Genomic DNA, 22187 nt, shown 5'->3' with positions numbered 1-22187 from the left:
AAAAATGGTATTACTTTGAGAAGTTTTACGCCTTTGTATATCTTAAAAGCTGAATTCCTGATAATTGAATCTATTTGTTTAATCTTGCGTTTAAGAAGACTTATCCCGAACTCAGATTATTTAAAATAAAAAAAGCGAAACCGAAGTTCCGCTCTATTATTTAAAGGTGAAAATAAATTAATTTTAAAATTCACCATTGACAAATTCACTTTAAAAAAGGTCATTCAACAGTTTTGCCAGTCTCAGACCTCCATACAAAAGCTGTCTTTCCATTGTATCGTTAAATTTATACTGATAATCGTAAGACAATTTAGAATCATTCGGTGTCTGTGCGTAGATTCTGTTGGCAATTTTGTGAGAATCGTACAGCCAGTCTTCTAAAGTTCCGGTCTGGATCTGCTTTACTTCATCATCAGATTTGATATCTAATAATTTTGCATATTCTGTGTAGCTGTATTTCTGAGAATCTACTAATTTCCCGTCCCAGACAGAGTGTAAGTTGGATTTTTCTCCGAAATATGTCACATTAATTTTGTTTCCTCCCAAATCTTCTGCTCTTCCTACGTGTAAAGGCTGCGAAAGATCTCCCATCATGTGGATCAGGAAAATTAAAGCGATTTTTCTGTCTTTCTCAGACGTTTTTTCGTCTTTGATCTGGCTGGATAATGTTTTGATCTGTGTGTAAAGACTTGGTCCCGCCTGAGCTTTCAGTTTTTCTTCAAACACTTTAAAATCCGTCTGCGGATCGATGTTTACATAATGCCATGCTGAAGTTTCCTTCCAGACTCCTGTAGTATCAGATTTAATGAAATCCGGCCAGTTTGCCCAGTACGCAAGACGTTCTCTCCCCATCATTTTTCTGATCTCTCTTTTTGCCTTTCCGGAAAGGTGATTTTCTGCGATCTCTGCAATAATTCTGTGTCCCGTTAATCCCCACGCATAAGAATAAAGCGAAGATGCGATGAATGCTAAAACCAGCATTTTAGAATAAATACTTTTCATTGTAAAATAACATTTTCAGGGGGCAAAGATACGGTTAATTTAAGGTTCAAATTAAGCTTGAGGATAAGGATTTTAAAAATTAACGTAATCTTAAACATAATCCAATATTATTTCGAATTTTTAAAGCCTGTTTAGATGTTCTAATTTTCATAAATTTCGCATTTAAGATTCATATTATTCTTTTAAATTCTGAAAATTTAGTATATTTAGTATGAATTTAGTGGAAGAATATTTTTTCAATAATTCGAGATATACTATTTTTACAAGCCAAATCACAGGAAAAACCATGTATGAGAATAATATTGTAGACATGCAATACAATAAGCTGCAGACCGACTTCAAAGCGGAAGCTGTAGCCGTTAACCTTTTAAAATACCACAGAGCGGTAAGCAATATTTTTATCGACAGGATCGGGATTAATGACCGTGCTTATTTAAAGGATATTAAAAGTATTTCGAGCGATTATCTGGGTTTTGACGAAGAAGTTTTTACCATAGAAACCTACAGAGAAGGAATTTACGATTATCTTCCCGAAGGACTTTTTCATCCGCCTTCTTTAGGTGCTTCCCGAAAGAATGTAGACACCGTTGTCCGCGAAATCCGCAAACAGAAAAGAGTGGAAGAGGATGCCCGAAAGTTTTTCAAACCTTTTGAGCTGGAAATATTTTTTACGGAGATCAGTGCTTTACTGAAAGAATTTGACTTTGACATTTCCAGCGACACAGATACTCTTCTGGAAACCGTAAGTGAGCTTTGGCCTTTGATTAATCAGTTAGACAAGAAAAATGCCTGTATTTTTATTTATATTTTACCTTTCTTTCATCAGATCAGAGGAAATAAATCATGGTTTGAACGTTGTATGACTGCATTTTTACAGACTCCTGTAAAAGTAACTTTTGCCCCGAATGTTATTGACGGAGTGGAAGAGGAAGACGATTCTATGCTGCTGGGAAATTCCAGATTGGGAGTTACCTATATTCCGAGCGGAAAACATATGGACGGACAGAGAAACTGGGTAATAAACATTGGACCAATTCCTTACACCGAAATGAAAAAATATATAGACGGAAGTCCGTTCCGGAAAGTTTTGCAGGCGATGTACGATTATTTTCTGCCTGTAAGTGTGGATATGAAAGAAAATTTTATCACAGAAAAAAAGGATTATTCTTTTGCACTGGAAGATGATGATAGAAATGCAAACCGGCTCGGTTACTCTACCTTTCTGTGAATTTTTTTAACTATATTTACAATCACCAAGAAAAATATTAATTCGAAAAAAGACAAATGGAAATTTCTTCAGTAAAAGGAATCTTTTTAAGGTATATTCTTATGCCTTTATTTGCGGTTATTATGATGGTTATTTTAGGAATCATCAGAAAAAACAAACCCGCAATTAAGATCAAAACCATTATCATCTATGTTCTGCTGTGCAGTTTATGCCTTGCAATTCCGGGTATTTTCGGGTTTGCAGGAAATTTATTCAATCCTTACTGGTATTTAATTGCCCAGATCATTTACCTTATTTTAGGAATTATTCATGTTAATTTATCAGACCGGTATTTCAAAAAACATTTCACTTCTACCACAAAAAGTATTTTGTTTGAATCGATTCTTTCTTTAACGTGCATCGGATTCGGAGGGTATCTTTTTTACCTGATTTTCGGCTGGATGAGTCGCGGAACCGGTTATCCGGTTATGGCAGCAACAAGTATTTTCATATTTATTGTTCCTCTTGTTTTTCATTACTGTTATGTCCAGTTAATCAGCATTCCGGTGGATATTTATAAAACCTGGAGGTATTCTCCGGAACAGAAACTTCCGGATTTTGAAGGAGCGGATTTCGACAGATTAATGGTTTTGAATGTAGAATTAAGCAAAAATCTTGAGGATTCCAACAGATTCAGAATCAAAGCAAAAACTTTACCTACCGGAATTACTTTCGGAGACTGGTTTTACAGAGTTGTGGACGATTATAACCACAAAAACCCAAATTCTGTTATTCATCTTACGGATGAAACCAGAGAATCCTATTACTGGATCTTTTATACCAAAAAATCGTTCTTCAGCTTCAGAAAATACATCGATTTCGATCAGGATATTACAGAAAACAGAATTTCTGAAAACGACGTCGTGATCTGCAAAAGAGTGATCCAGCATGAAGAGGAAGGCGTAAGAAAACCACAGCAAAACACCATCTAAAATATTGAATATGATACAGCCTATAAAGCATTTTGCCATTAACTGGGTTGACGGGATGAAGGTTTCCCAGAGACATCTTAATGATCAGGACAATTTTTTAATCGATACCATCCGAGATTCCAATTCTTTGGGAATCACGACCTATAATTACGGACTTTTACCGATCTCGAACAACTTTACCGACCGGACTATTTTTGATGTTCATAATACCGCAACCAATGATGTTCAGTTGGTTATCAAACATTGCAGCGCAGTTACGATGGCGGGTTACAGAATTGAACTGAACGACAGGAGAGTGAGCGTAAAATCTCTGGCAAAATCCATGCATGAGGAACAGACAGACGGAGAATATTACATCCTGATTTCGGTGAACCCTTTTGATAAAGTTCCTTTCGGAGATATTGATCCTGAAGAAATTCCGCCCCGTCATCCGAATGCACAATCGAATCACCATATCGAATTGCTTCCCGTAACATCTCTGAACAGCAGTTATTCGGGAGGAAATTATCTGATCATCGGAAAAGTAGATTTAAAAGGAAATATTGCGCAGGTGGATTCCAATTTTATTCCGCCCTGCACATCGATTCAGAGTCATCCTGCGTTGCTTGGCTATTACAACAATTTTGCAAAATCCATTGGGAATTTACAGCAGTATGCTTTTAAAATTATTCAGAAAGCTTCTCATAAAAATCAGAACACGGCATTGGCACAAAATGTAAAATTCCTGTGCAATACCATGATCGATACTTTCGGAGATATGTATTTTCAGTTCAGAAATATTACGCCTTATCAGCCGCCTGTATTTTTAATTGAATCTTTTGCAAAACTTGCACTCCGACTGTACAATGCAACACAGGTTCTGGTTCCTGCGGAATTGGAAGAAATGCTGAATTACAGTCTGGAATGGAGTGAAATTGCCCCTCATACTTTACTTAATCAGCTATCAATAGTTGCTGAAACCAATTACGATCATCATAATTGCGGAGAACCGTTCCTTTATATTCAGCAGATGCTGCGAAGTCTCGAAACAATCTTTGCCAAACTGAGTGAACTGGATTATATTGGTCAGAGAAAAGAAAATATTATTGTTAACGAGCAGGAAGTGTCCAACAATAATAACCCGAAAAGAGGGTGGAGCGTTTTGGATTAATGTCAAAACATATTTAAAAAATACAAATCCCGATACGATAAATTCGGGATTTTTTGTGTAAAATTGTTAGACGTTAAATTTCTTTGGAAATCAAATTATTGAAAATGATTATTCTTTCGTCAGAATTAAACAGTAATAAAAAATGAATGTCGCTAAAATAAGAGAAGATATAAGAGGTCTTTCGGACGGAAAAATTTTCATGAATAACGCAGGATCTTCATTAATGCCTTCAATCGTCGTGGATTCAATGATTGATTATTTAAAGCAGGAAGAACAATTCGGAGGATATGAAGTTGCCAACAGAAATGCTGAATTATTAGAAGAATTTTATGATGAAACTGCAAAACTGATTAACTGTAAACCTTCCAATATCGCCTTTGCAACAAGTGCGACTGAAGCATTTGCAAAAGCATTATCAAGTATTGTTTTTAAAGAAAATGATGTCATTATCACAACGGTTGATGATTATATTTCCAATCAGATCACCTTTATTTCGCTTCAGAAAAAAATAAATATCAAAATCATCAGAACCAGAAATCTTCCGGACAATGAGCTTGATCTGGAAGATCTCGAAAATCTGATCAGAAAATATACCCCGAAACTGGTTGCCGTTACGCATATTCCGACAAATTCCGGACTGATTCAGAATGTTGAAGGAGTTGGCAAAATCTGTAAAAGATATAATATTTTGTATTTGGTTGATGCCTGTCAGTCTGTCGGTCAAATGATGGTTGATGTAAACAAAATAGGCTGCGATTTTCTGACGGCAACAGGAAGGAAATTTTTGCGCGGACCGAGAGGAACAGGGTTTTTGTATGTTTCGGATAAAGTTTTGGAACAGAATTACGCACCTTTGCTGTTGGATATGAGAGGAGCGGATTGGACGGAATACAATGATTATGAATTGTTTAAAACAGCCAAAAGATTTGAGCATTGGGAAATTTCCTATGCTTCTTTATTAGGAGTTAAACACGCCATACAATATGCCAACCATATCGGATTGGATACCATTGCAGAATACAATAAGATTTTATCTGAAAAATTACGAAACAGACTCAAAGACAGCGGCTTTAAAGTTTGGGATTGGGGAAATCATCTGAGCAGCATTGTTACATTTTCCGGTCCGGATGGAGATCTGGAAAATATTCAGAAGGTTTTGAAAGAAAATAATGTTTTTTTCTCGGTAACGTATAAGAATTCAGCGTTAATTGATTTTACAAATAAAAAAATCAACGGAATCGTGAGATTATCACCTCATTATTTCAATACTCAGGATGAGATTGAAAGGGTTTCTGAAATGCTGAAGAATAGTTTAAAATAATATTTATCCGCTTCGACAAGTTTAGGACATTGCTTAAAATAATTAATAAACTTGTTTAAACTTTTTTACAACAAAAGATTTAAACACTTTAGTTGTTTAAGCTTAATACTTAAATGGAAAGAAAGAGCACATAAGTTTAAAAATCAAAGATTTTTTTTCTTTGCAGACTTTTGAAATACTTTAAATAAAGTCTTTTGTCTCTTTTGCGGTTTATTCTGAATTTAGTTTAAACAAGTTTAATATGAGTGAGCCTGTTGAAGCATATATTTAAGGCTAAAAAATTATTTCTTCACCAGTATTTTTTCCGTCGCTTTTTTGCTTAAAACTTCCTGTTTTCCTTCGATTTCGATGGTTACGGATCTATCAAAACTTTCAATTTTAATAATTTTGATTTTTTTATTCAGGAGTAAATTTCTTTCCGTAAGGTAATTTAAAAAAGCATCATCCGAAAGTGTAACCGATGCAAACACAACCGTTTCGCCAACTTCGCAGTTGCTTAGCTTTTGCAGATCCTGCGCAATAATATTTCCATCTTTATCGGGAATGGGTTCTCCGTGAGGATCGAATTTCGGATAATCCAGAATTTCATCCATTTTGTCAAAGAAAACAGCAGAGTGGACGTGTTCCAGTTGTTCTGCGATCTCATGAACATTTTCCCAGCCAAAATTCATTTTTTTCACCAGAAACATTTCTGTAAGGCGGTGTTTTCTTACGACCAAAGAAGCTTCACGACGACCTTTATCTGTGACAATCAAAGGTTTGTAAGTTTCGTAAATTACCCAGCTTTTGTCTGCAAATTTCTTCATCATGTTGTTAACGCTTGGCATTTTTACGTTCAGAAATTTGCTCAGTTCGTTAATCGTCACTTTTCCCTCATGGTCTACCAGATGAAACAAAGCTTTCAGATAATTCTCTTCTGTTAATGTATTTTTCAAAATGTTAGATGATATTCTGTACAAATCTAACAAAATATTATGAATAAATTAGGCACTTTCGGCGAACTTTTTTAATTTTACTCTATGAAATTTTCATTCAAAAACGACTATTCAGAAGGTTGTCATCCCAATATTTTAAAAGCTCTTACAGAGCATAATCTCGATCAGCAAGCCGGTTACGGAGAAGACCTGTATTCTTTAGAAGCAAAAGCAATGATAAAAGAAAAAATTGCTGGTCAGGATTCTGAAATCTATTTTGTTTCGGGCGGAACGCAGGCAAATCTTATCGTTATTTCTTCGGTTTTAAGACCTTATCAATGTGCAGTTTCTGCATCAACAGGACATATTCTTAACAATGAGACCGGAGCGATTGAAGCAACGGGACATAAAATTCTGAGCATTGAAAAAGCAGACGGAAAATTAACTCCGGAAGACATTATTCCGGTTCTTGAGAATCATAGAAACGTTCCGCATCAGGTAATGCCAAAGATGGTTTATATATCGAATTCTACAGAGTTGGGAACGATTTATACCTTAAAAGAATTGGAAGAACTTTCTACATTCTGTAAAGAAAAAAGTCTTTATCTGTTCATGGATGGCGCAAGAATGGGACATGGTTTAACCTCCGAAATCAGTGATCTTACGCTGGAAAAAGTGGCAGAACTGACTGACGTTTTTTATCTCGGAGGAACCAAAAACGGAGCTTTAATCGGGGAAGCCATCGTAATCAATAACAAGGAGCTGCAACAGGATTTTGCCTTTAATATCAAACAGAAAGGAGCATTACTTGCCAAAGGAAGACTTTTGGGAATTCAGTTTCTGGAACTGATGAAAAATGATCTGTACTTTGATCTGGCAAAACACGCCAATTCGCAGGCGATGAAGATGAAAAATGCGATGAAAGAAAGGGGAGTACAGTTTTTATCAGACACGTACACCAATCAGATTTTCCCGATTCTGAGCCATGATTTAATTGAAAAACTATCCGAAAAGTTTGAATTTTATGTCTGGAAGAAAATCGATGAACATTTTTCTGCTGTCCGACTCATCACTTCCTGGAATACAAATGATGAAGCCGTAAACAGTTTTATTGAAATTATTAACAAAGAATTATAAAAAAATACAACCGATTTTGGTTGCATTTATATTTTACTGTCTTTTATTGTAGAGCCTTTGTAACCGTACTGCAATCAGCGGTTTTAAGGTTTCTTCCGCCTTCATATTTTATCTTTTTCTCGTTGGCATATTTTGTTCCGGTTTCAGCATCACGTTCGCCGATTCCTTCCATTAAGCCGTCTTTGGTCTGTATAAAATAGATGTCATTTTTATTTCCTGAAGTCCCTTCAGAAGCAAATTCATACGTCAGTTTAAGCGTATCTCCCGATTTGATGCCGCTTAAAGTTCCTTCATTACTGTCTTTTTCGCTGTTTTTGGTTGCCATTTTTCCGGTGATGGTTCCCAGATTATCGTCAATGCTTACAAAAACGGTATCTTTTCCGGTAACTCCCATGTAACAGTATGATTTTGCACCCAGTGTATCCGTAATCTTTTCTGTTGTCGCAGCGGTATCCGCAGAAACTTCATTAGCAGCCGGAGCTTCCGGCTTTTTGTTGCAGTTAAACAATACAACCGATAGTGTGCTTAATAAAAGTAATTTTTTCATAACCTTATTATTTATAGTCAAATTTTTTCGATCTTACTAAAATACTAATTTATGATGACAATTGAATTTTGTTAAGATAATGATTTATTGTTAAATTTTGTATAAAAAGTCTGTTTAAACTTTTATTTAACCGCAAAAGTCACAAAAGATCTACTAAATTTTTATTTAAGCTGATCATTATAAATGTAAAAGCTCACCATAGTTTTTAAAAATCTTTGATTTTTATTCTTTTGAGTACTTTGATTATTCTGGAAATTCGCTTTAACATGATCTTTTGTCCCTTTTGCGGTTAATTCTGAATACAGTTTGTTGAAATATAAACTAATCATTTAAACCTTTTCCGTTAAGAATTTCAGGGATATATTTTTCAATTCTGGATATTCTGGTTTTTGACTGTTTCGCTGAGGAAAAATAGAGTAGATATGCCCGTTGTCTTCCCGGAGTTAATGCTTCAAAAGCTCTCTGAAGCTCCGGATTTTCATTTAGTTTTTGAGCAAATTCTTCAGGTATTTTGAATTCATTCGTTTTTTTCATTTCAACCTTCACTCCGGATTCTTCAATTTCCACCGCTTCGAATATATAATCATTTAAAACATGCTCTAAATCAATGATCTGTTGTAGATTTGTGAAACGAACCTGTCTTGCAGCCTGAACATTTTCAGTCTGTTGAATCAAAATATTTTCAGGATCCTTCATCAAAGCACCTTTGAAAAAGAGGAGTGCGCAATATTCTTTAAAACCATGAATCAGGAATATATTTTTCCCTTCGTATGTATAACACGGACAGCCCCATTTTAAATCTTCTGTAAGCTCAGTTTTCAATGCAATTGTTCTTAATTTTTCAAATTCTGTCTGCCATTGTCCGGTTTTATTAAAAAAGAAATCAACTTTTGGATTCATAATATTTTCATTTACAACTGATTGAAATTATTTTCTGTTTAAGGTAAAATCAAATTTATTCATTTTTCGTATTGCCACTGAAAATTTGTGGAAATTATTTTATAAATATTTTAAGCTAAATCATTACAGTAGTTTTAGATTGAATTAAAGCTGCTTATTAATGCAGACAGATTATATAAAATGTAAAATTAATCATAAGATAGAAGCGAAGCTTTTTTAAACGCATATATGGTCTTATAAATTAAATGAATAGCATAGGTAGAGCTTTGTTTTGAAGGTCTTTAAAACGCATAAATGACTATGGATAAAAGATTTAGCAGAATTTAAAAAGAACGACATAAATACTCTATCCAGGCATAAATAAAAAAAATCCTATAATTTATATTATGTTAAATAGAGTATGTTTTAAGAATTCTTTCAAATTGAAAACCAGGATTTTTCATAACCAAAATTCTTTCAGATGAGCATGCTTAATTGTTTATTGAAATTTTCCTTTATAATCTCTAACAAATTCAAAACTTTATTTTCTGCTTCGGAAGTTTTCAGCGATTTTAATTTTAGAATGATTACCGACTCTATCAAAATATTTTTTAAAGGAACTTATCCACAACTGCCCTAAAACTTAGGATTCTCCGGCAAACATTCGTATTTTTACGTTTTAATTTTTTATATGTCGATTTTTTCAGAAAATATCAGACTTTTACGCGCCAAATTAGGAAAAACCCAACGCGAATTGTCTCAAAAAATACAGATTACAGCTTCCAGATACAGTTCTTATGAAAACGGAAAATCTAAACCTCCGGTTGATGTTTTAATTAAAATTTCCAGAATTTTTAATGTCAGTATTGATCTTTTGCTGTCGGTAGATTTAACAAAACATGCGCTTGAAGATATGCTGAAACTTCCTGATAACCGTATTGTTCTGCCTGTAATGGTAGATCAGAACGGCGACGAAAGCATTGAAATTGTCTCTCAGAAAGCTTCTATGGGTTATTTAACAGGTTACAGCGATCCGGATTATATTGAAAGCCTTCAGAGAATTTCTCTTCCTTTTCTGAAAAACGGAAAATTTCGTGCATTTCCTGCGGATGGAGATTCTATGCCGCCCTTTAAGAACGGCTCATACATCATCGGAAAATATATGGAAGGCCTTAATGATCTGAAATCCGGTAACACCTACGTTTTCATTACTTTAAATGACGGTATTACTTACAAACGTCTGAAATCTAAAAATGAAAATTCTTTAATGGTTGCCGCAGATAATACATTTTATGAGCCTTACGAAATTCCTTTAAATGAGGTAGTTGAAGTCTGGCAATATGCTACAGGAATTTTTCCTGAGGATTTTTAAGGAAAACAAACTCAATCAATTTATTTATTCTCTTGATTGAGTTTCTATACTACTCTATTTTTAGAAATTTTCAAATGATTTCCGTAGAATATTATGTTAAATTACTCTGCGGAAATTATTGTCTATTTTCTGATCAGAATAATTGGTTTTTTTACAAATTTTAATCCATATTTCTATATCATAAAAAACACCACCCTTTTACAAGAGTGGCATATACCTAATTTTAAAGCAGAATTTAAATATATAAAAGAATGAATAAAACTTTTAGTGATAATTATTTCCTAAATTCTATAAATGATAAAGTTTTGTATTTTATACATCACTAATGTATGAATAATTTTAATAGTACAAAAGATTTTAATGATATTTTTATCATAATTTTTTATGGGTGAATTTTTCCTAAATAAAATAATTTATTTTCTATTGATTTATTAATTCATTTGATTGATATTCAAATGTTTATTTTTAGAATTTCTACATCCTGAAATACTCGTCCGATTGATGAGAAATTGCCGGAATTATTTCTTTTATAGAATAATTCATTAATTTTTATTCAATATTTGGTGATTTGTAATGATTCTATTTCCCCAAAAAGGTGGTCTGAATTCCATTCTGAATTGTTTTAGAATAATTTTTTTTAGACATAAAAAAACTTCCCGTTTCAGGAAGTTGATCTGTAAGAAAAACAATAACTATTCTTTATAATTGCTTTTTCCTTTGAATTCATGATAAGAATCTTTGATGTGTTTAAGCTGCTCCGAAACAATTTCCCTGCTTTTTTCGCTCAGTTTTCCGGTGTCAATTGCGTTCTGATAAGCATTAATCGCTGCTTTTTCACCAAAAATTACATTTTCAATCGTAGATTCTTCCGTATTTCCGATGGTAAAAGAGTTTTTGATATCAATCCAAGTTCTGTGGAGCGTTCCGGCAACAGACGGTGAATCATTCGCTTCACCACCATTTTCGGTGATGAGATCTATGAGTTCATTTTTCATAACTTTCGAAAGAGAATTCATTCTTGCGTATTCCGGTTTTACGTCGGGATAGCTTTCCCATATTTTACCTTCCACTTTTGCAAAGCCTTTTATTCTGTCATTCGTAATGTGGACAAGATCATTCAAAAGATCGATTTCCTCCTGTTTTTTCATATTATTTTATTATTGGTGTGCTGAAAGCTGTACAAGAATTATACCTTATAGATCCTGCAATAATTCAGTTTTAATTAAAATACCATTTCATAAAACAAAATTATATTGTTGTACTTTTGTCTTATATCTTCAATGATTAAATTATTACACTTCAATGAACACCCAAAATCACAACATTAAAGCCGTCTTTTTCGATATAGACGGAACATTATTAAGCTTTAAAACAGGAAAAGTCCCCGATTCTACCCAAAATGCTATTCAAAAGTTAAGAGAAAAAGGAATAAAAGTTATTATCGCAACAGGAAGATCCATCAATTCCTTACATCATATCGATCATCTGAAGTTTGACGGCTTCATTACTTTTAACGGATCGTATTGTGTTACAGCCTCAAACGAGCTTATTTCCAGACATACCATAGATCCTTCCGATATTAAAAGCCTGATTCGTTACGCTAAAAATTTTCCGCTGAGTTATTCCTTGATGTATGAAGATAAAGTAGAAATAAACGATGAAACCCCAGAATTAGTGGGAATGTACGCTCACATCAACGTTCCAGTTCCGCCGATTCATGATAAAGAAAATATTGATATTGAAAATGTAATTCAGGCAAATATTTTTCTGAAACCGGAAGCCGAATCCGAATTTATGAAAAAAGTAATGCCCAAAAGTATATCTTCGAGATGGACTCCCCTTTTTGCCGATGTAAATCCCGGAGGAATAAGCAAACAGACAGGAATCGAAAATTTCTGTAGACATTTTAATATTGATGTTTCAGAAACGATGTCTTTCGGAGATGGAGGAAATGATATTTCTATGTTAAAATTTACAAAAATCGGCATCGCCATGGGAAATGCGAATGACAGCGTAAAAGAAGTTGCAGATTACGTAACCGAAGATGTTGATAATCATGGAATTGAAAAAGCATTAATTTATTTCGGTCTGCTAGATTAAAAAGCTTTTATTTAAGTTTTTTTACAGCCAATTATTCACTTTTCATAATTTGTGGTATATATTTTTAAGCTGTTTTTAAGAAAAAGGCATAATATGTGTATTTACCTTATCAAATCACTTAAAAATTTTAGTTATGAGAAGTTTATTATGGTTAGTCGCAGTCATTTGTATTGTGGTATGGCTTTTAGGAATGTTAGGAATCGTTCCGGGGATGAGTACAGGATATTTAGTTCACGTATTGCTGGTTATTGCCATCATTGTGGTACTGTATAATCTGATATCCGGTCGAAAGCCTCTCGATTAGACCGTCGTATAAAAGAAATAAAAGCCGGAAACGGGAATTTTCATATTCCTGATTCCGGCTTTTTTATTTTGAATGAATAATTTTTACCTTAGAATTATTCATAATTTTTTTAAATATTACTTAGAAGCCGGTTTTGAAGCAGTTCCTGTAGCTCCCAGTTTAGACTTTACCGTCGGAGTAATATCTTCTCCTCCATCCATGTAAGCAACCTGGCTGTTTCCTTGGGAAGGCGCAATATCAAAAACATAAGCCAATCCTTTTTCCTTCGCAACTGTCGCGATCATAGAACTTACTTTCTTCTGAATCGGCGTGAAAAGTTCCGTCTGCTTTTTAGAAATTTCCTGTGCTGCTTTAGTTCTGGAAGCTTCAATATCTTTACCTAAAGTCTGCAATTCTGTCTGAGCCGCTGTTAATTCTTTAATTACAGTCTCTTTATTTGCTTCACTTATCGTTTTTTCTTTATCCTGAGCTGCTTTTAATTTTGTCTGATACGAAGTGATCATCTTTTCAATCTCACCCTGCTTTGCTTTGGTGAAAGTGTCTAAAGAACCTTCTGCTGTTTTAGCTTCCGGAAGATTGGTAAAAATATCATCCGAATTTACATGCCCGATTTTTTGCTGCGCGCTTACCATGTTAGACGTAAGGAAAAGTCCTGCCGCTATAGAAAATGTTGTGATAAACTTTTTCATCTTTATTTAAATTTTTATTTTTCGTTTTTTAAAATTCAGCAAATATAATAAATATAACTATATTGGTAGTGATATTTAAAATAAAGTTACATGAATTTCCATCATGGTAAATAACAAAACCTCCCGAAAAGAGAGGTTTTATATAGAGTAAATTGATGAAGTCTCTATTAATTCGGGATCTGCGCTTTTTCGTAAATTAACCCTTCCGATTGCAATTCTTTCCAGAAATCCGAAGGAATTTGTTCATGCAGAGCTCTCACATTATCTTCCACCTGTTCCGGTTTGCTCGCTCCGGGAATAATGGAAGCAAATTCGTCGGCTGCCAAAACAAACTGCAACGCGGCGTGGGTAATGTTGGTATTGTATCTTCTGGCAATTTCATCAATCTTTTCACGTTTTTCTTTCATTCCTTTTGGGATCACATCCTTATAATTGTAACGATTTCGTCCATTGATAAATCCGGAGTTATAACCTGCGCCGGAAACCAGCTTCACTCCGGCTTTTCTTACTGCGGGAAGCAATCGGTCGACTGCATCTTCATGTTCCAGAATAGAATATTGCGTTGCCGAAAGACAGATATCCGGATCTGCGGAATCCAGACAGTCTAAAATAGGCTCAATTTTATTAACGCCCATTCCCCATGCTTTAATAACGCCCTGATCTCTCAGTTCTGATAAAACTTTAAACGCACCTTCTCTCGCCTGTTTCAAAAAATACGGATAGCGGTCTCCTACCTGATCTTCAGACAAATCATGAACGTAAACAATATCTATATGGTTCAGACGGGTTCTTTCAAGACTTTCTTCAATAGATCTTTTAATGGCATCTGCCGTGTAATTATGTTCAAAATCATAATGTAAAGGTGCTTTCCACATGGTTGGCGGAACTTCATCTTCCGAAACTTCCACAAATAAACGTCCGACTTTGGTAGACAGTACAAACTCATCTCTGTTTTGCCCGTGAAGAAAATTTCCGAATCGTCTTTCACTTTTCGTTAATCCGTACCACGGCGACGTATCGTAATATCGTATCCCGAGATCCCATGCTTTCTGCAAAACTTCATAAGATTCGCCGTCTGTTAATTTATCAAAGGCTGTTCCGATGGCTACTCCGCCCAATCCGAGTCTGTGTTTTTCCTTTAAAACATCTGCTTTCATATGGTAATATTTAAAATTTGGTTGCTCTAAAGGATACAAACATCGTGCAGATAATATTTAATCATAAATCTTTATGTCTAAATAATTGAAACCGCCTATTTGGCTTTATTATTGAATAAAATACGGTAACATTTTCAATCGCACATACATATGAAAAAACACATCGTAATCGTAGGAGGAGGTTTTGCAGGAGTTAATCTTATAAAATCTTTGGTTAATGACAAAAGATTCAGAATTACTTTAGTGGATAAAAACAACTATCATTTTTTTCCACCGTTAATTTATCAGGTTGCCACATCATTTATTGAAGCTTCCAACATCAGCTATCCTTTCAGAAAGCTGCTTGCCAATTATAAGAACGTAAATTTCCATATGGGAAGTCTTGTGAATGTGGATCATGAAAAAAATATTCTTGAAACCGATACAGGAAATCTGAATTATGATTATCTGGTTCTTGCATTGGGAACGGAATCCAATTTTTTCGGCATGGAAAATGTGAAAAAATGTTCTATCCCCATGAAAACCATTGACGAAGCACTTTATCTAAGAAATTATATGCTTTTAACCCTTGAAGAAGCGGCGAGAAATAAAAACAGTAAAGAGGCACAAAAACTTCAGAATATTGTGATTGCGGGAGGCGGACCAACCGGCGTGGAACTTGCCGGAATGATTGCGGAAATGGGAAGCTACATCGCAGAAAAAGAATATCCTGAAATTAAATTCTCACTCTCGAATATTTATTTAATTGATGCACTGCCTACTTTACTTTCGCCGATGAGCAAAATGGCTCAGGAAGCCGCTAATGATAAGCTTACAAAACTGGGCGTAAAAATTATTTTAAATACAGCCGTAAAAGATTATGTGGACGGAAAAGTAATTTTAGGAGACGGAACAACCATTGAAACAGAAACTCTGATCTGGACTTCAGGCGTTATCGGCAGAGAAGTTCCGGGAATTCCGGAAGAAAGCATAGGTAGAGGACGCAGAGTTTTGGTTGATGCTTACAATAAAGTTCAGGGAACAAAAAATATTTATGCTTTAGGAGATATTTCGTTACAGTTTTCGGATGAAAATTTCCCGAAAGGACATCCGCAATTGGCTCAGGTTGCCATTCAGCATGCCAAAAATTTAGGTAAGAATTTTAAAAGAATTGAAGAGGAAAAAGTTCAGATTCCTTTTAAATATAATGATAAAGGAAGCATGGCAATCATCTCAAAATTCAATGCGGTTGTAGATCTTCCCAATTTTTCCTACAAAGGATTTACGGCTTGGTTAACGTGGCTTTTTATTCACATTATCCCGCTGATAAGTTTTGGAAGTAAAGTACGATTGGCATTCAATTGGTTAAGATTATTCATTACCAATAATCCTTCTATCCGTCTTATTTTGAGACCTAAAAAAGAAAATGCTTTTCACACGGAATTTTAAATTTCATGATTTATTTCATAACTTTACAAAACTGTAGCAATTCGGTTACAGTTTAAAATTCCCAAAAGTGAATATTCATAATAAGAAAAAGTTTCTGAGCTTCCTGAAGTTCAAGAGAGACTTTCAGAAGTATGGACTTGAAAAAGCGCGCAGCTACGAACTCATCTTACATTGGCTAAACAACAGACTCAGCAGGAACCAGTTTTTGGTTTTGTCGGGGATTATTGTGGGCTGTTCAGCCGGTTTGGCAGGTGTAATTCTTAAAACTCTGGTTCACAATATTCATCATTTTATCACAACAAAGGTTCATTTTGAATATCAGGTTCTGTTTTATATTATTTTTCCGTTTCTGGGGATTGTTTTAACGACGAGTATTGTTTTAACGATATTTAAAGGACAGGACAGAAAAGGAATCGGTGCGATTTTATATGAAATTGCACAAAATTCGAGCATTGTTTCTTCCGTGAAAATGTATTCGCAGATTGTACAGAGTGCCGTTACGGTAGGACTTGGTGGTTCTGCAGGACTTGAAAGTCCGATTGCAGTAACCGGAGCAGCCATCGGTTCTAATTTTGCGCAGACTTACCGCCTCAGTTACAAAGAAAGAACCCTTCTGTTGGCTGCTGGAGCAACTGCCGGAATCGCTTCCGCTTTTAACGCTCCGATTGCCGGAATTATGTTTGCTTTCGAAATTCTTTTAACGGGTGTTGTATTTACAGACTTTATTCCTTTGGTTGTAGCCGCGGTTTGCGGAAGTTTACTCTCCAGAATTCTCCTGCAGGAAGATATTCTTTTCAGATTCTATACCCGGGAAGCTTTTAATTATAAAAATCTTCCTTACTATCTTATTCTGGGAATTGTTACAGGTCTGTACGCAAGATATTTTGTGGTGATCTCCCAAAAAGTTGAGCATTTCATCAAAGGGCTGAATATGTCTCGCATTAGAAAAGCAATGTTTGGCGGAGCTGTTTTGTCTTTGCTTTGCGTACTTTTTCCACCATTATTCGGAGAAGGTTATGATACCGTAAAAGCTTTTACTAACGGAAATACCCACAACATTATCCAGAACAGCTTTTTCAGATATTTTGAAATAAAAGATTTTACGATTATTATTTTCTTAATTCTGGTTTTGCTGCTGAAAGCTTTTGCCACTTCTTTCACGATCTTTAGTGGCGGAAACGGTGGTAATTTTGCCCCTTCTCTTTTTGCGGGAGGAACAGTAGGTTATCTTTTTGCTGTTGTCTGTCAGCAGATCGGTTTTACAGAAGTTCCTGTCACCAACCTTGTATTGGTAGGAATGGCAGGTGCAATGAGCGGTGTGATGTATGCTCCTTTAACGGCTATTTTCCTTATCGCGGAATCCAGTTTTGGATATGATCTTTTTATTCCTTTGATGATTGTTTCCATCATTTCTTATCTCATTGCGAAGTGGTTCTCTCCTATTTCTCCGGAGCTGAAATCTTTAGCCGATCAGGGAAAGATATTCACCAATAAACATGATAAAAATATCCTTTTTTCTTTAAAAACAGAAGAATTTATCGACAAGTATTCTCAGGCGATTGATGAAAATGCTCCTGTAACGGAATTGTTTGAACTGGTAAAAAACGGTAATAAAAATATTTTTGCGGTAGTAAATGAAGATAAAGTATTAAGAGGAATTTTAACGCTGGATGACATCAGACCTTATCTATTTACGAGTGATGAAGTTTCTGCCACAATTATTCAGATCATGAAAGCTCCACCTGCGATTATTCGTCCGGAAGATCAGCCTCTGGAAATCCTACAGACTTTTGATGATACCGGAGTCTGGAATTTGCCTGTGGTGGACGCAAACAACAGGTTTATCGGATTTATTTCCAAATCGACAATACTGATGAGCTACAGACAGCTTTTAAAAGAATATTCTGAATAAGCTTTTTTCAGATTGGATTAAATTTCTCACCATTATATAAACAAAAAGACCGGCGAAAGCCGGTCTTTATATTTTTGAATTGTTTACTTATTAAATCTCTCCCATTACATACATATTCTCCATGGTAGGAACCGGACTTCCGCCCTTTTTTTCTAGTGTAATGGCAAAAGCCTGAGCATTTGGAATGTTGGCAAGCGCAATTTTGCTGTCTTTTTCTTCCGTATACATCCCTGCATCTACAGGTTTTCCGTCTGCAATAGCCCAAAGCTGATACTGCATTCCTTCCGGAGCTTTTGGTAAACTTTCCGCATCAAGATATACATCTTTGGTTTTAGTATCCCAGAAAACCATTGCTTTGGAATCGTTATGTTTTTCTACGCCTTTCAGTTTCACCATTTTCATATCAGGATTGGAAATCATTTCCATTTTCTGATTTATTCTCTGCATCGCAAGATTCTGAGCGTTCTTCTCAGTCTCCATTTTCGCGATTGTTTCTTTTGTTTCTTTCTGGCTGTTCATCCAGAAAACATTTCCGCCCACGCTTACCAGAAGCAGAACAGATGCGGCAACCGCAAAAACCTTCCAGTTATTACTTCCCTGAATTCTTATTTCTTCCTGAGGTTTCGCTGCAGGAATATCCGCAGAAAATACAGGCTTTTCCTCTTCAGCAGTCTGTTCCTGCTGAATTTTGTTCCAAATCTTCGATTTTAAATCTGCCGGAGGTGCTACCGCCTGTGCTGTTGCAAGATCTTCCAGTGCTTTCTGTGCCTCTTCAAAAGCAGCTTTTACTTCCGCATTGTTTTTCATCACACACTCCAAAATTCCCGCCTCTTCTGGAGAAGCAAGACCTAGAATATAAGATTCTATAATTCCGGATGATATGTATTCTTTAGTGTTCAATTTATTGATAATCTTTTAGCAAATCTTTAAGTTTCATAAGTGCATTCCTCATTTTAGTTTTAACCGTTCCCAGCGGTATCTTCAGTTTTTCGGATATTTCGTTTTGTGTATATCCCTGATAATACGCGAGATCGATAAGTTCCTTTTTGTCTTTCTCCAGACTTTCAAGCACACTGGCAAAACCGATATAATCGGAAGAATCATTAGTCGTTGAAAGCTCTGTAGAATCATATACGAAATCTGGAAGCGATTGGTTTTTTAACTGGTTCTGAAATCCTTTTGATTTTAAATAGTCGATCGCTGTATTCCTTGCAATATTAATCATCCAGGTATAAAATCTACCTTTAGAAACATCATATTGATGGATAGAATTCCATATTTTAACAAAAACGTCCTGAATAATCTCTTCTGTATATTCTTTGGACTGAACAATTCGAAGAATCACCCCGTACAATGCACCGGAATAGTGATCATACAGATGATGAAAACCTGTTTCGTTTTTTTCCTTTAGTAAAACGATTAGCTGCTCTTCAGAATATTTTGTTTTAATAGTAAATTATTTTACCCATCAAAAGTAACAATAATATTAATGATAACCAAATTTTAAAAACTCTTTTAAATCTTTATTAAAACAGAGTATATATTAACAGATTGTGAACAATATTCATCTATTTCAAAACAAATGTGAAATTTAATAGCCTGTTTTTCAATTACTTGTGATTTTTATTCAAATTTTTAAATCCAAAATAAAACCGAGTTCGTAAATGATTTTAACAACAGACAAATCGAATAATTTATCATTAAAAATTAAAAAAAATGAATACTAGATCAAAAATCGCAGTTTTAGGAATGGTAGCTTTATCTTTCGCTTTCAGTGGAAACGCTACAGCACAGACAATGAAGGAAAAAACAGTAATGGTAGGAGGAGCGCCAATGTATCCGTCTAAAAACATTATTGAGAACGCAGTAAATTCTAAAGATCACAAAACACTGGTAGCTGCTGTAAAAGCTGCAGGTCTTGTAGAAACGTTACAGGGAGCAGGTCCGTTTACTGTTTTTGCACCTACGGATGCAGCATTTGCTAAACTTCCGAAAGGAACAGTAGAAAATCTTGTGAAGCCTGAAAATAAAGAAATGCTTACAAAAATTCTTACATATCATGTTTTACCGGGAAAATACAGCTCTAAACAGGTTTGGGCAGCAGTAAAAGCCGGAAACGGAAAAGCAATGATGAAAACAGTGGAAGGTGAAGAACTTACTTTCTGGGCAAAAGGTAAAAATCTTTATGTAAGAGATGCTAAAGGTAACGATGCAAAAGTAACTATTGCAGACGTTAACCAGTCTAACGGTGTAATTCATGTTATAGATACGGTGTTAATGCCATAATAATTTTTAAGTGTGAGAAACAGCATAATATTTATGCTGTTTTCTTTCAACTTTGTCCAAAACACATTAAAATATATAAACCTCTACACTAAAAAATAATATTATGAAAAAAACTATTAATGTGTCTAACCAGGGAGTAACTCTGGATACAGGCAGAAGAAATTTTTTGAAACTGAGCGGTGTAGGTCTTGCTCTTGCAGGTCTTACCATGATCGGTTGTGATGACGATAATTTCGATATGGTTGAAAATAACGTTTTCGACCTTGGAAAAGGTGACGTTGGTGTATTGAACTATGCTTATGCACTTGAACAACTGGAAGCAGATTTCTATACCAAAGTGGTTAATAATTTCTATTCCGGAATTTCAAATGCTGAAAAACAGCTTTTTACAGATCTTTATCATCATGAGGTAATTCACAGAGACTTCTTTAAAGCAGCAATCAGCGGAGCAACATCCAATGTACTGCCTACTCTGGAGTTTCAGTACCCGAATGTGAATTTTAACGACAGAAATTCTGTACTGGCTACTGCAAAAGCATTGGAAGATACAGGAGTTGCAGCGTACAACGGAGCAGGAAAATACATTACCAATGCAGATTATCTGGTAATTGCAGGTAAAATTGTTTCCGTGGAGGCAAGACATGCTTCAGCAATCAGAAACCTTATCAACCCCGGAACCGCGGCTTTCTCTGGAGATGACGTGATTGATGCCAATGGATTGGATCTTGCAAAAGAACCAAAAGATGTCGTATCGGCAGCAGGAGGATTTTTCAAAACACCTTTCACTTGGAAAGAACAGGGAATCGGTTAATTATTCACTTCAAAAAATTACATTATGAATATTCTTAAATTACTAGATAAGCTTTCTGATGATAAATTCTTCACTACAGAAACATCAAGATTAGAAACACTTACCAATATTTCATCTTTCGGAAAAAAAGCGGCTATTGCTGCAGTTCCTTTTGGATTAGGAGCTTTAATGACGACTCCTGCAAAAGCTGAAACCACAGATACTACAAAAAATGCAACATTCTTTAAAAGTGCTTTAACGGATGCCTTGCAATTGGCGTTGGTTTTAGAATATCTTGAAAATGAATATTATGCATTAGGATTGGCGGCTTCGTCTTTGATTCCGAGTGCAGACAAAGTGGTATTTATGCAGATTGCAAAACATGAATCTGCACACGTAACGTTTTTGAAAAATACTTTAACATCCTTAGGAGTAACTCCGGGCGCTAAACCGACCTTCGATTTTACGGCGAACGGTAATTTTTCACCTTTTACAGATTACAATCAGTTCCTTGTTTTGGCTCAGGCATTTGAAGATACCGGAGTAAGAGCGTACAAAGGACAGGCAGGAAATGTAATGTCTAATAAAACAGTTCTTCAGGCTGCATTGCAGATTCACTCTGTAGAAGCAAGACACGCTTCACAGGTAAGAAGAATGAGAGCCAACAAAGGATGGATAGAATTGGCAGACGGAGGAAATATGCCTTCTGCAACCAATCCTGTTTACGCCGGAGAAGGCAATACAAATCAGGCTGGCTTTAATACCGCAACAGCTTTTGGAGCCGCTGCAGGTTCTGCTGCCTATGACGAGATTTTAAGTGGAAGTGATGCCCAGGCAATTGCATCATTATTCATTGTCTGAGGGGTTTTTACCTTAAATTTTTAGCTGTTTAGTCCCTTTCCGAGTTTTTCGGAAAGGGATTTTTTTAAAATAACGTGAATTCGGAGAAAAACATGAGGTGCTTAATGTCTAAAATTAATATTTTAGAATTGAACAAATA

General features: G+C 35.2%; 22 protein-coding genes. 13 read left to right on the top strand and 9 right to left on the bottom strand.

Annotated features, from left to right (window positions below; translation table 11 throughout):
* Window positions 1-210: 210 nt before the first annotated feature.
* Entirely contained in the window at window positions 211-1002 is a 792-nt protein-coding gene (locus H6W52_RS13615) for a S1/P1 nuclease (RefSeq protein ID WP_087710227.1), read from the bottom strand.
* 211 nt (window positions 1003-1213) lie between these two features.
* On the opposite strand from H6W52_RS13615, the gene H6W52_RS13610 reads away from it, so the two are divergent.
* From H6W52_RS13610 to H6W52_RS13595, 4 genes are all read left to right on the top strand, one after another.
* Window positions 1214-2230, top strand: coding sequence for a type VI secretion system baseplate subunit TssG (locus H6W52_RS13610; protein ID WP_228457579.1), 1017 nt, complete (start codon window positions 1214-1216; stop codon window positions 2228-2230).
* A gap of 56 nt (window positions 2231-2286) precedes the next feature.
* Window positions 2287-3201 (top strand): TssN family type VI secretion system protein, encoded by a 915-nt coding sequence (locus H6W52_RS13605; protein ID WP_116098624.1) that lies wholly within the window; start codon window positions 2287-2289, stop codon window positions 3199-3201.
* A 10-nt stretch (window positions 3202-3211) separates the two neighbouring features.
* Window positions 3212-4351: a hypothetical protein gene (locus H6W52_RS13600; RefSeq protein ID WP_116098625.1), complete on the top strand. Its 1140-nt coding sequence runs from the start codon at window positions 3212-3214 to the stop codon at window positions 4349-4351.
* Between the two features lie 142 nt (window positions 4352-4493).
* Entirely contained in the window at window positions 4494-5672 is a 1179-nt protein-coding gene (locus tag H6W52_RS13595) for an aminotransferase class V-fold PLP-dependent enzyme (protein ID WP_116098626.1), read from the top strand.
* Between the two features lie 281 nt (window positions 5673-5953).
* On the opposite strand, the gene H6W52_RS13590 is transcribed toward H6W52_RS13595, so the two are convergent.
* Window positions 5954-6607: a metal-dependent transcriptional regulator gene (locus H6W52_RS13590; protein WP_076390190.1), complete on the bottom strand. Its 654-nt coding sequence runs from the start codon at window positions 6605-6607 to the stop codon at window positions 5954-5956.
* A gap of 84 nt (window positions 6608-6691) precedes the next feature.
* Between H6W52_RS13590 and H6W52_RS13585 the strand changes: the two genes are divergently transcribed.
* Entirely contained in the window at window positions 6692-7723 is a 1032-nt protein-coding gene (locus tag H6W52_RS13585) for a threonine aldolase family protein (protein ID WP_116098627.1), read from the top strand.
* 43 nt (window positions 7724-7766) lie between these two features.
* On the opposite strand, the gene H6W52_RS13580 is transcribed toward H6W52_RS13585, so the two are convergent.
* Both H6W52_RS13580 and H6W52_RS13575 read right to left on the bottom strand, forming a co-directional pair.
* Window positions 7767-8270, bottom strand: a complete 504-nt coding sequence (locus H6W52_RS13580; RefSeq protein ID WP_116098628.1) for a hypothetical protein — start codon at window positions 8268-8270, stop codon at window positions 7767-7769.
* 321 nt (window positions 8271-8591) lie between these two features.
* Window positions 8592-9170 carry a YdeI/OmpD-associated family protein gene (locus H6W52_RS13575; protein WP_116098629.1) on the bottom strand — a complete coding sequence of 193 codons (579 nt, stop codon included), beginning with the start codon at window positions 9168-9170 and terminating at the stop codon, window positions 8592-8594.
* Between the two features lie 670 nt (window positions 9171-9840).
* Here H6W52_RS13575 and H6W52_RS13570 point away from each other — a divergent pair.
* Window positions 9841-10521 carry an XRE family transcriptional regulator gene (locus tag H6W52_RS13570; RefSeq protein WP_116098630.1) on the top strand — a complete coding sequence of 227 codons (681 nt, stop codon included), beginning with the start codon at window positions 9841-9843 and terminating at the stop codon, window positions 10519-10521.
* Window positions 10522-11213: 692 nt separating this feature from the next.
* On the opposite strand, the gene H6W52_RS13565 is transcribed toward H6W52_RS13570, so the two are convergent.
* On the bottom strand, window positions 11214-11669 hold the full coding sequence (locus tag H6W52_RS13565; RefSeq protein ID WP_116098631.1) for a PA2169 family four-helix-bundle protein: 456 nt from the start codon (window positions 11667-11669) through the stop codon (window positions 11214-11216).
* 154 nt (window positions 11670-11823) lie between these two features.
* Here H6W52_RS13565 and H6W52_RS13560 point away from each other — a divergent pair, with 154 nt between their 5' ends.
* Entirely contained in the window at window positions 11824-12621 is a 798-nt protein-coding gene (locus H6W52_RS13560) for a Cof-type HAD-IIB family hydrolase (protein ID WP_116098632.1), read from the top strand.
* A gap of 133 nt (window positions 12622-12754) precedes the next feature.
* Window positions 12755-12925, top strand: a complete 171-nt coding sequence (locus tag H6W52_RS13555) for a lmo0937 family membrane protein (RefSeq protein ID WP_106408105.1) — start codon at window positions 12755-12757, stop codon at window positions 12923-12925.
* 116 nt (window positions 12926-13041) lie between these two features.
* Here H6W52_RS13555 and H6W52_RS13550 read toward each other — a convergent pair whose 3' ends face one another.
* Both H6W52_RS13550 and H6W52_RS13545 read right to left on the bottom strand, forming a co-directional pair.
* Window positions 13042-13614, bottom strand: coding sequence for an OmpH family outer membrane protein (locus H6W52_RS13550; RefSeq protein ID WP_116098633.1), 573 nt, complete (start codon window positions 13612-13614; stop codon window positions 13042-13044).
* Between the two features lie 167 nt (window positions 13615-13781).
* A complete protein-coding gene (locus H6W52_RS13545; protein ID WP_116098634.1) occupies window positions 13782-14771 on the bottom strand; it encodes an aldo/keto reductase in 990 nt (329 codons plus the stop codon).
* A 150-nt stretch (window positions 14772-14921) separates the two neighbouring features.
* Between H6W52_RS13545 and H6W52_RS13540 the strand changes: the two genes are divergently transcribed.
* Both H6W52_RS13540 and H6W52_RS13535 read left to right on the top strand, forming a co-directional pair.
* Window positions 14922-16199, top strand: a complete 1278-nt coding sequence (locus H6W52_RS13540) for an NAD(P)/FAD-dependent oxidoreductase (RefSeq protein WP_116098635.1) — start codon at window positions 14922-14924, stop codon at window positions 16197-16199.
* A gap of 67 nt (window positions 16200-16266) precedes the next feature.
* Window positions 16267-18111 (top strand): chloride channel protein, encoded by a 1845-nt coding sequence (locus tag H6W52_RS13535; protein WP_185216754.1) that lies wholly within the window; start codon window positions 16267-16269, stop codon window positions 18109-18111.
* 90 nt (window positions 18112-18201) lie between these two features.
* On the opposite strand, the gene H6W52_RS13530 is transcribed toward H6W52_RS13535, so the two are convergent.
* Window positions 18202-19011 (bottom strand): anti-sigma factor domain-containing protein, encoded by an 810-nt coding sequence (locus H6W52_RS13530; RefSeq protein ID WP_116098637.1) that lies wholly within the window; start codon window positions 19009-19011, stop codon window positions 18202-18204.
* 1 nt (window position 19012) lies between these two features.
* Window positions 19013-19489, bottom strand: a complete 477-nt coding sequence (locus H6W52_RS13525; RefSeq protein WP_087710199.1) for an RNA polymerase sigma factor — start codon at window positions 19487-19489, stop codon at window positions 19013-19015.
* Between the two features lie 338 nt (window positions 19490-19827).
* Here H6W52_RS13525 and H6W52_RS13520 point away from each other — a divergent pair, with 338 nt between their 5' ends.
* The 3 genes from H6W52_RS13520 to H6W52_RS13510 all read left to right on the top strand — a co-directional run bounded on the left by H6W52_RS13520 (window position 19828) and on the right by H6W52_RS13510 (window position 22048).
* The gene (locus tag H6W52_RS13520) at window positions 19828-20397 is read left to right on the top strand and encodes a fasciclin domain-containing protein (protein ID WP_087710197.1); all 570 of its coding nucleotides are present in this window, start codon (window positions 19828-19830) and stop codon (window positions 20395-20397) included.
* Between the two features lie 103 nt (window positions 20398-20500).
* Window positions 20501-21208: a ferritin-like domain-containing protein gene (locus H6W52_RS13515; RefSeq protein ID WP_087710195.1), complete on the top strand. Its 708-nt coding sequence runs from the start codon at window positions 20501-20503 to the stop codon at window positions 21206-21208.
* Window positions 21209-21232: 24 nt separating this feature from the next.
* Window positions 21233-22048 (top strand): ferritin-like domain-containing protein, encoded by an 816-nt coding sequence (locus tag H6W52_RS13510; RefSeq protein ID WP_087710193.1) that lies wholly within the window; start codon window positions 21233-21235, stop codon window positions 22046-22048.
* Window positions 22049-22187 lie beyond the last annotated feature (139 nt).

Source organism: Chryseobacterium sp. C2(2020), assembly GCF_014218915.1.
Lineage (GTDB): Bacteria > Bacteroidota > Bacteroidia > Flavobacteriales > Weeksellaceae > Chryseobacterium > Chryseobacterium mucoviscidosis.
Note: the sequence above shows the minus strand (reverse complement) of the source record. Positions and strands in the feature narration are given on the sequence as shown.

Excerpts from the sequence above, each read along its gene's own strand:
- H6W52_RS13545 (WP_116098634.1), bottom strand. The coding sequence starts at position 14,771 with ATGAAAGCAGATGTTTTAAAGGAAAAACACAGACTCGGATTGGGCGGA.
- H6W52_RS13555 (WP_106408105.1), top strand. The coding sequence starts at position 12,755 with ATGAGAAGTTTATTATGGTTAGTCGCAGTCATTTGTATTGTGGTATGG.
- H6W52_RS13520 (WP_087710197.1), top strand. The coding sequence starts at position 19,828 with ATGAATACTAGATCAAAAATCGCAGTTTTAGGAATGGTAGCTTTATCT.
- H6W52_RS13610 (WP_228457579.1), top strand. The coding sequence starts at position 1,214 with ATGAATTTAGTGGAAGAATATTTTTTCAATAATTCGAGATATACTATT.
- H6W52_RS13565 (WP_116098631.1), bottom strand. The coding sequence starts at position 11,669 with ATGAAAAAACAGGAGGAAATCGATCTTTTGAATGATCTTGTCCACATT.
- H6W52_RS13600 (WP_116098625.1), top strand. The coding sequence starts at position 3,212 with ATGATACAGCCTATAAAGCATTTTGCCATTAACTGGGTTGACGGGATG.
- H6W52_RS13580 (WP_116098628.1), bottom strand. The coding sequence starts at position 8,270 with ATGAAAAAATTACTTTTATTAAGCACACTATCGGTTGTATTGTTTAAC.
- H6W52_RS13595 (WP_116098626.1), top strand. The coding sequence starts at position 4,494 with ATGAATGTCGCTAAAATAAGAGAAGATATAAGAGGTCTTTCGGACGGA.
- H6W52_RS13575 (WP_116098629.1), bottom strand. The coding sequence starts at position 9,170 with ATGAATCCAAAAGTTGATTTCTTTTTTAATAAAACCGGACAATGGCAG.
- H6W52_RS13605 (WP_116098624.1), top strand. The coding sequence starts at position 2,287 with ATGGAAATTTCTTCAGTAAAAGGAATCTTTTTAAGGTATATTCTTATG.
- H6W52_RS13560 (WP_116098632.1), top strand. The coding sequence starts at position 11,824 with ATGAACACCCAAAATCACAACATTAAAGCCGTCTTTTTCGATATAGAC.
- H6W52_RS13585 (WP_116098627.1), top strand. The coding sequence starts at position 6,692 with ATGAAATTTTCATTCAAAAACGACTATTCAGAAGGTTGTCATCCCAAT.
- H6W52_RS13615 (WP_087710227.1), bottom strand. The coding sequence starts at position 1,002 with ATGAAAAGTATTTATTCTAAAATGCTGGTTTTAGCATTCATCGCATCT.
- H6W52_RS13570 (WP_116098630.1), top strand. The coding sequence starts at position 9,841 with ATGTCGATTTTTTCAGAAAATATCAGACTTTTACGCGCCAAATTAGGA.
- H6W52_RS13550 (WP_116098633.1), bottom strand. The coding sequence starts at position 13,614 with ATGAAAAAGTTTATCACAACATTTTCTATAGCGGCAGGACTTTTCCTT.
- H6W52_RS13510 (WP_087710193.1), top strand. The coding sequence starts at position 21,233 with ATGAATATTCTTAAATTACTAGATAAGCTTTCTGATGATAAATTCTTC.
- H6W52_RS13540 (WP_116098635.1), top strand. The coding sequence starts at position 14,922 with ATGAAAAAACACATCGTAATCGTAGGAGGAGGTTTTGCAGGAGTTAAT.
- H6W52_RS13515 (WP_087710195.1), top strand. The coding sequence starts at position 20,501 with ATGAAAAAAACTATTAATGTGTCTAACCAGGGAGTAACTCTGGATACA.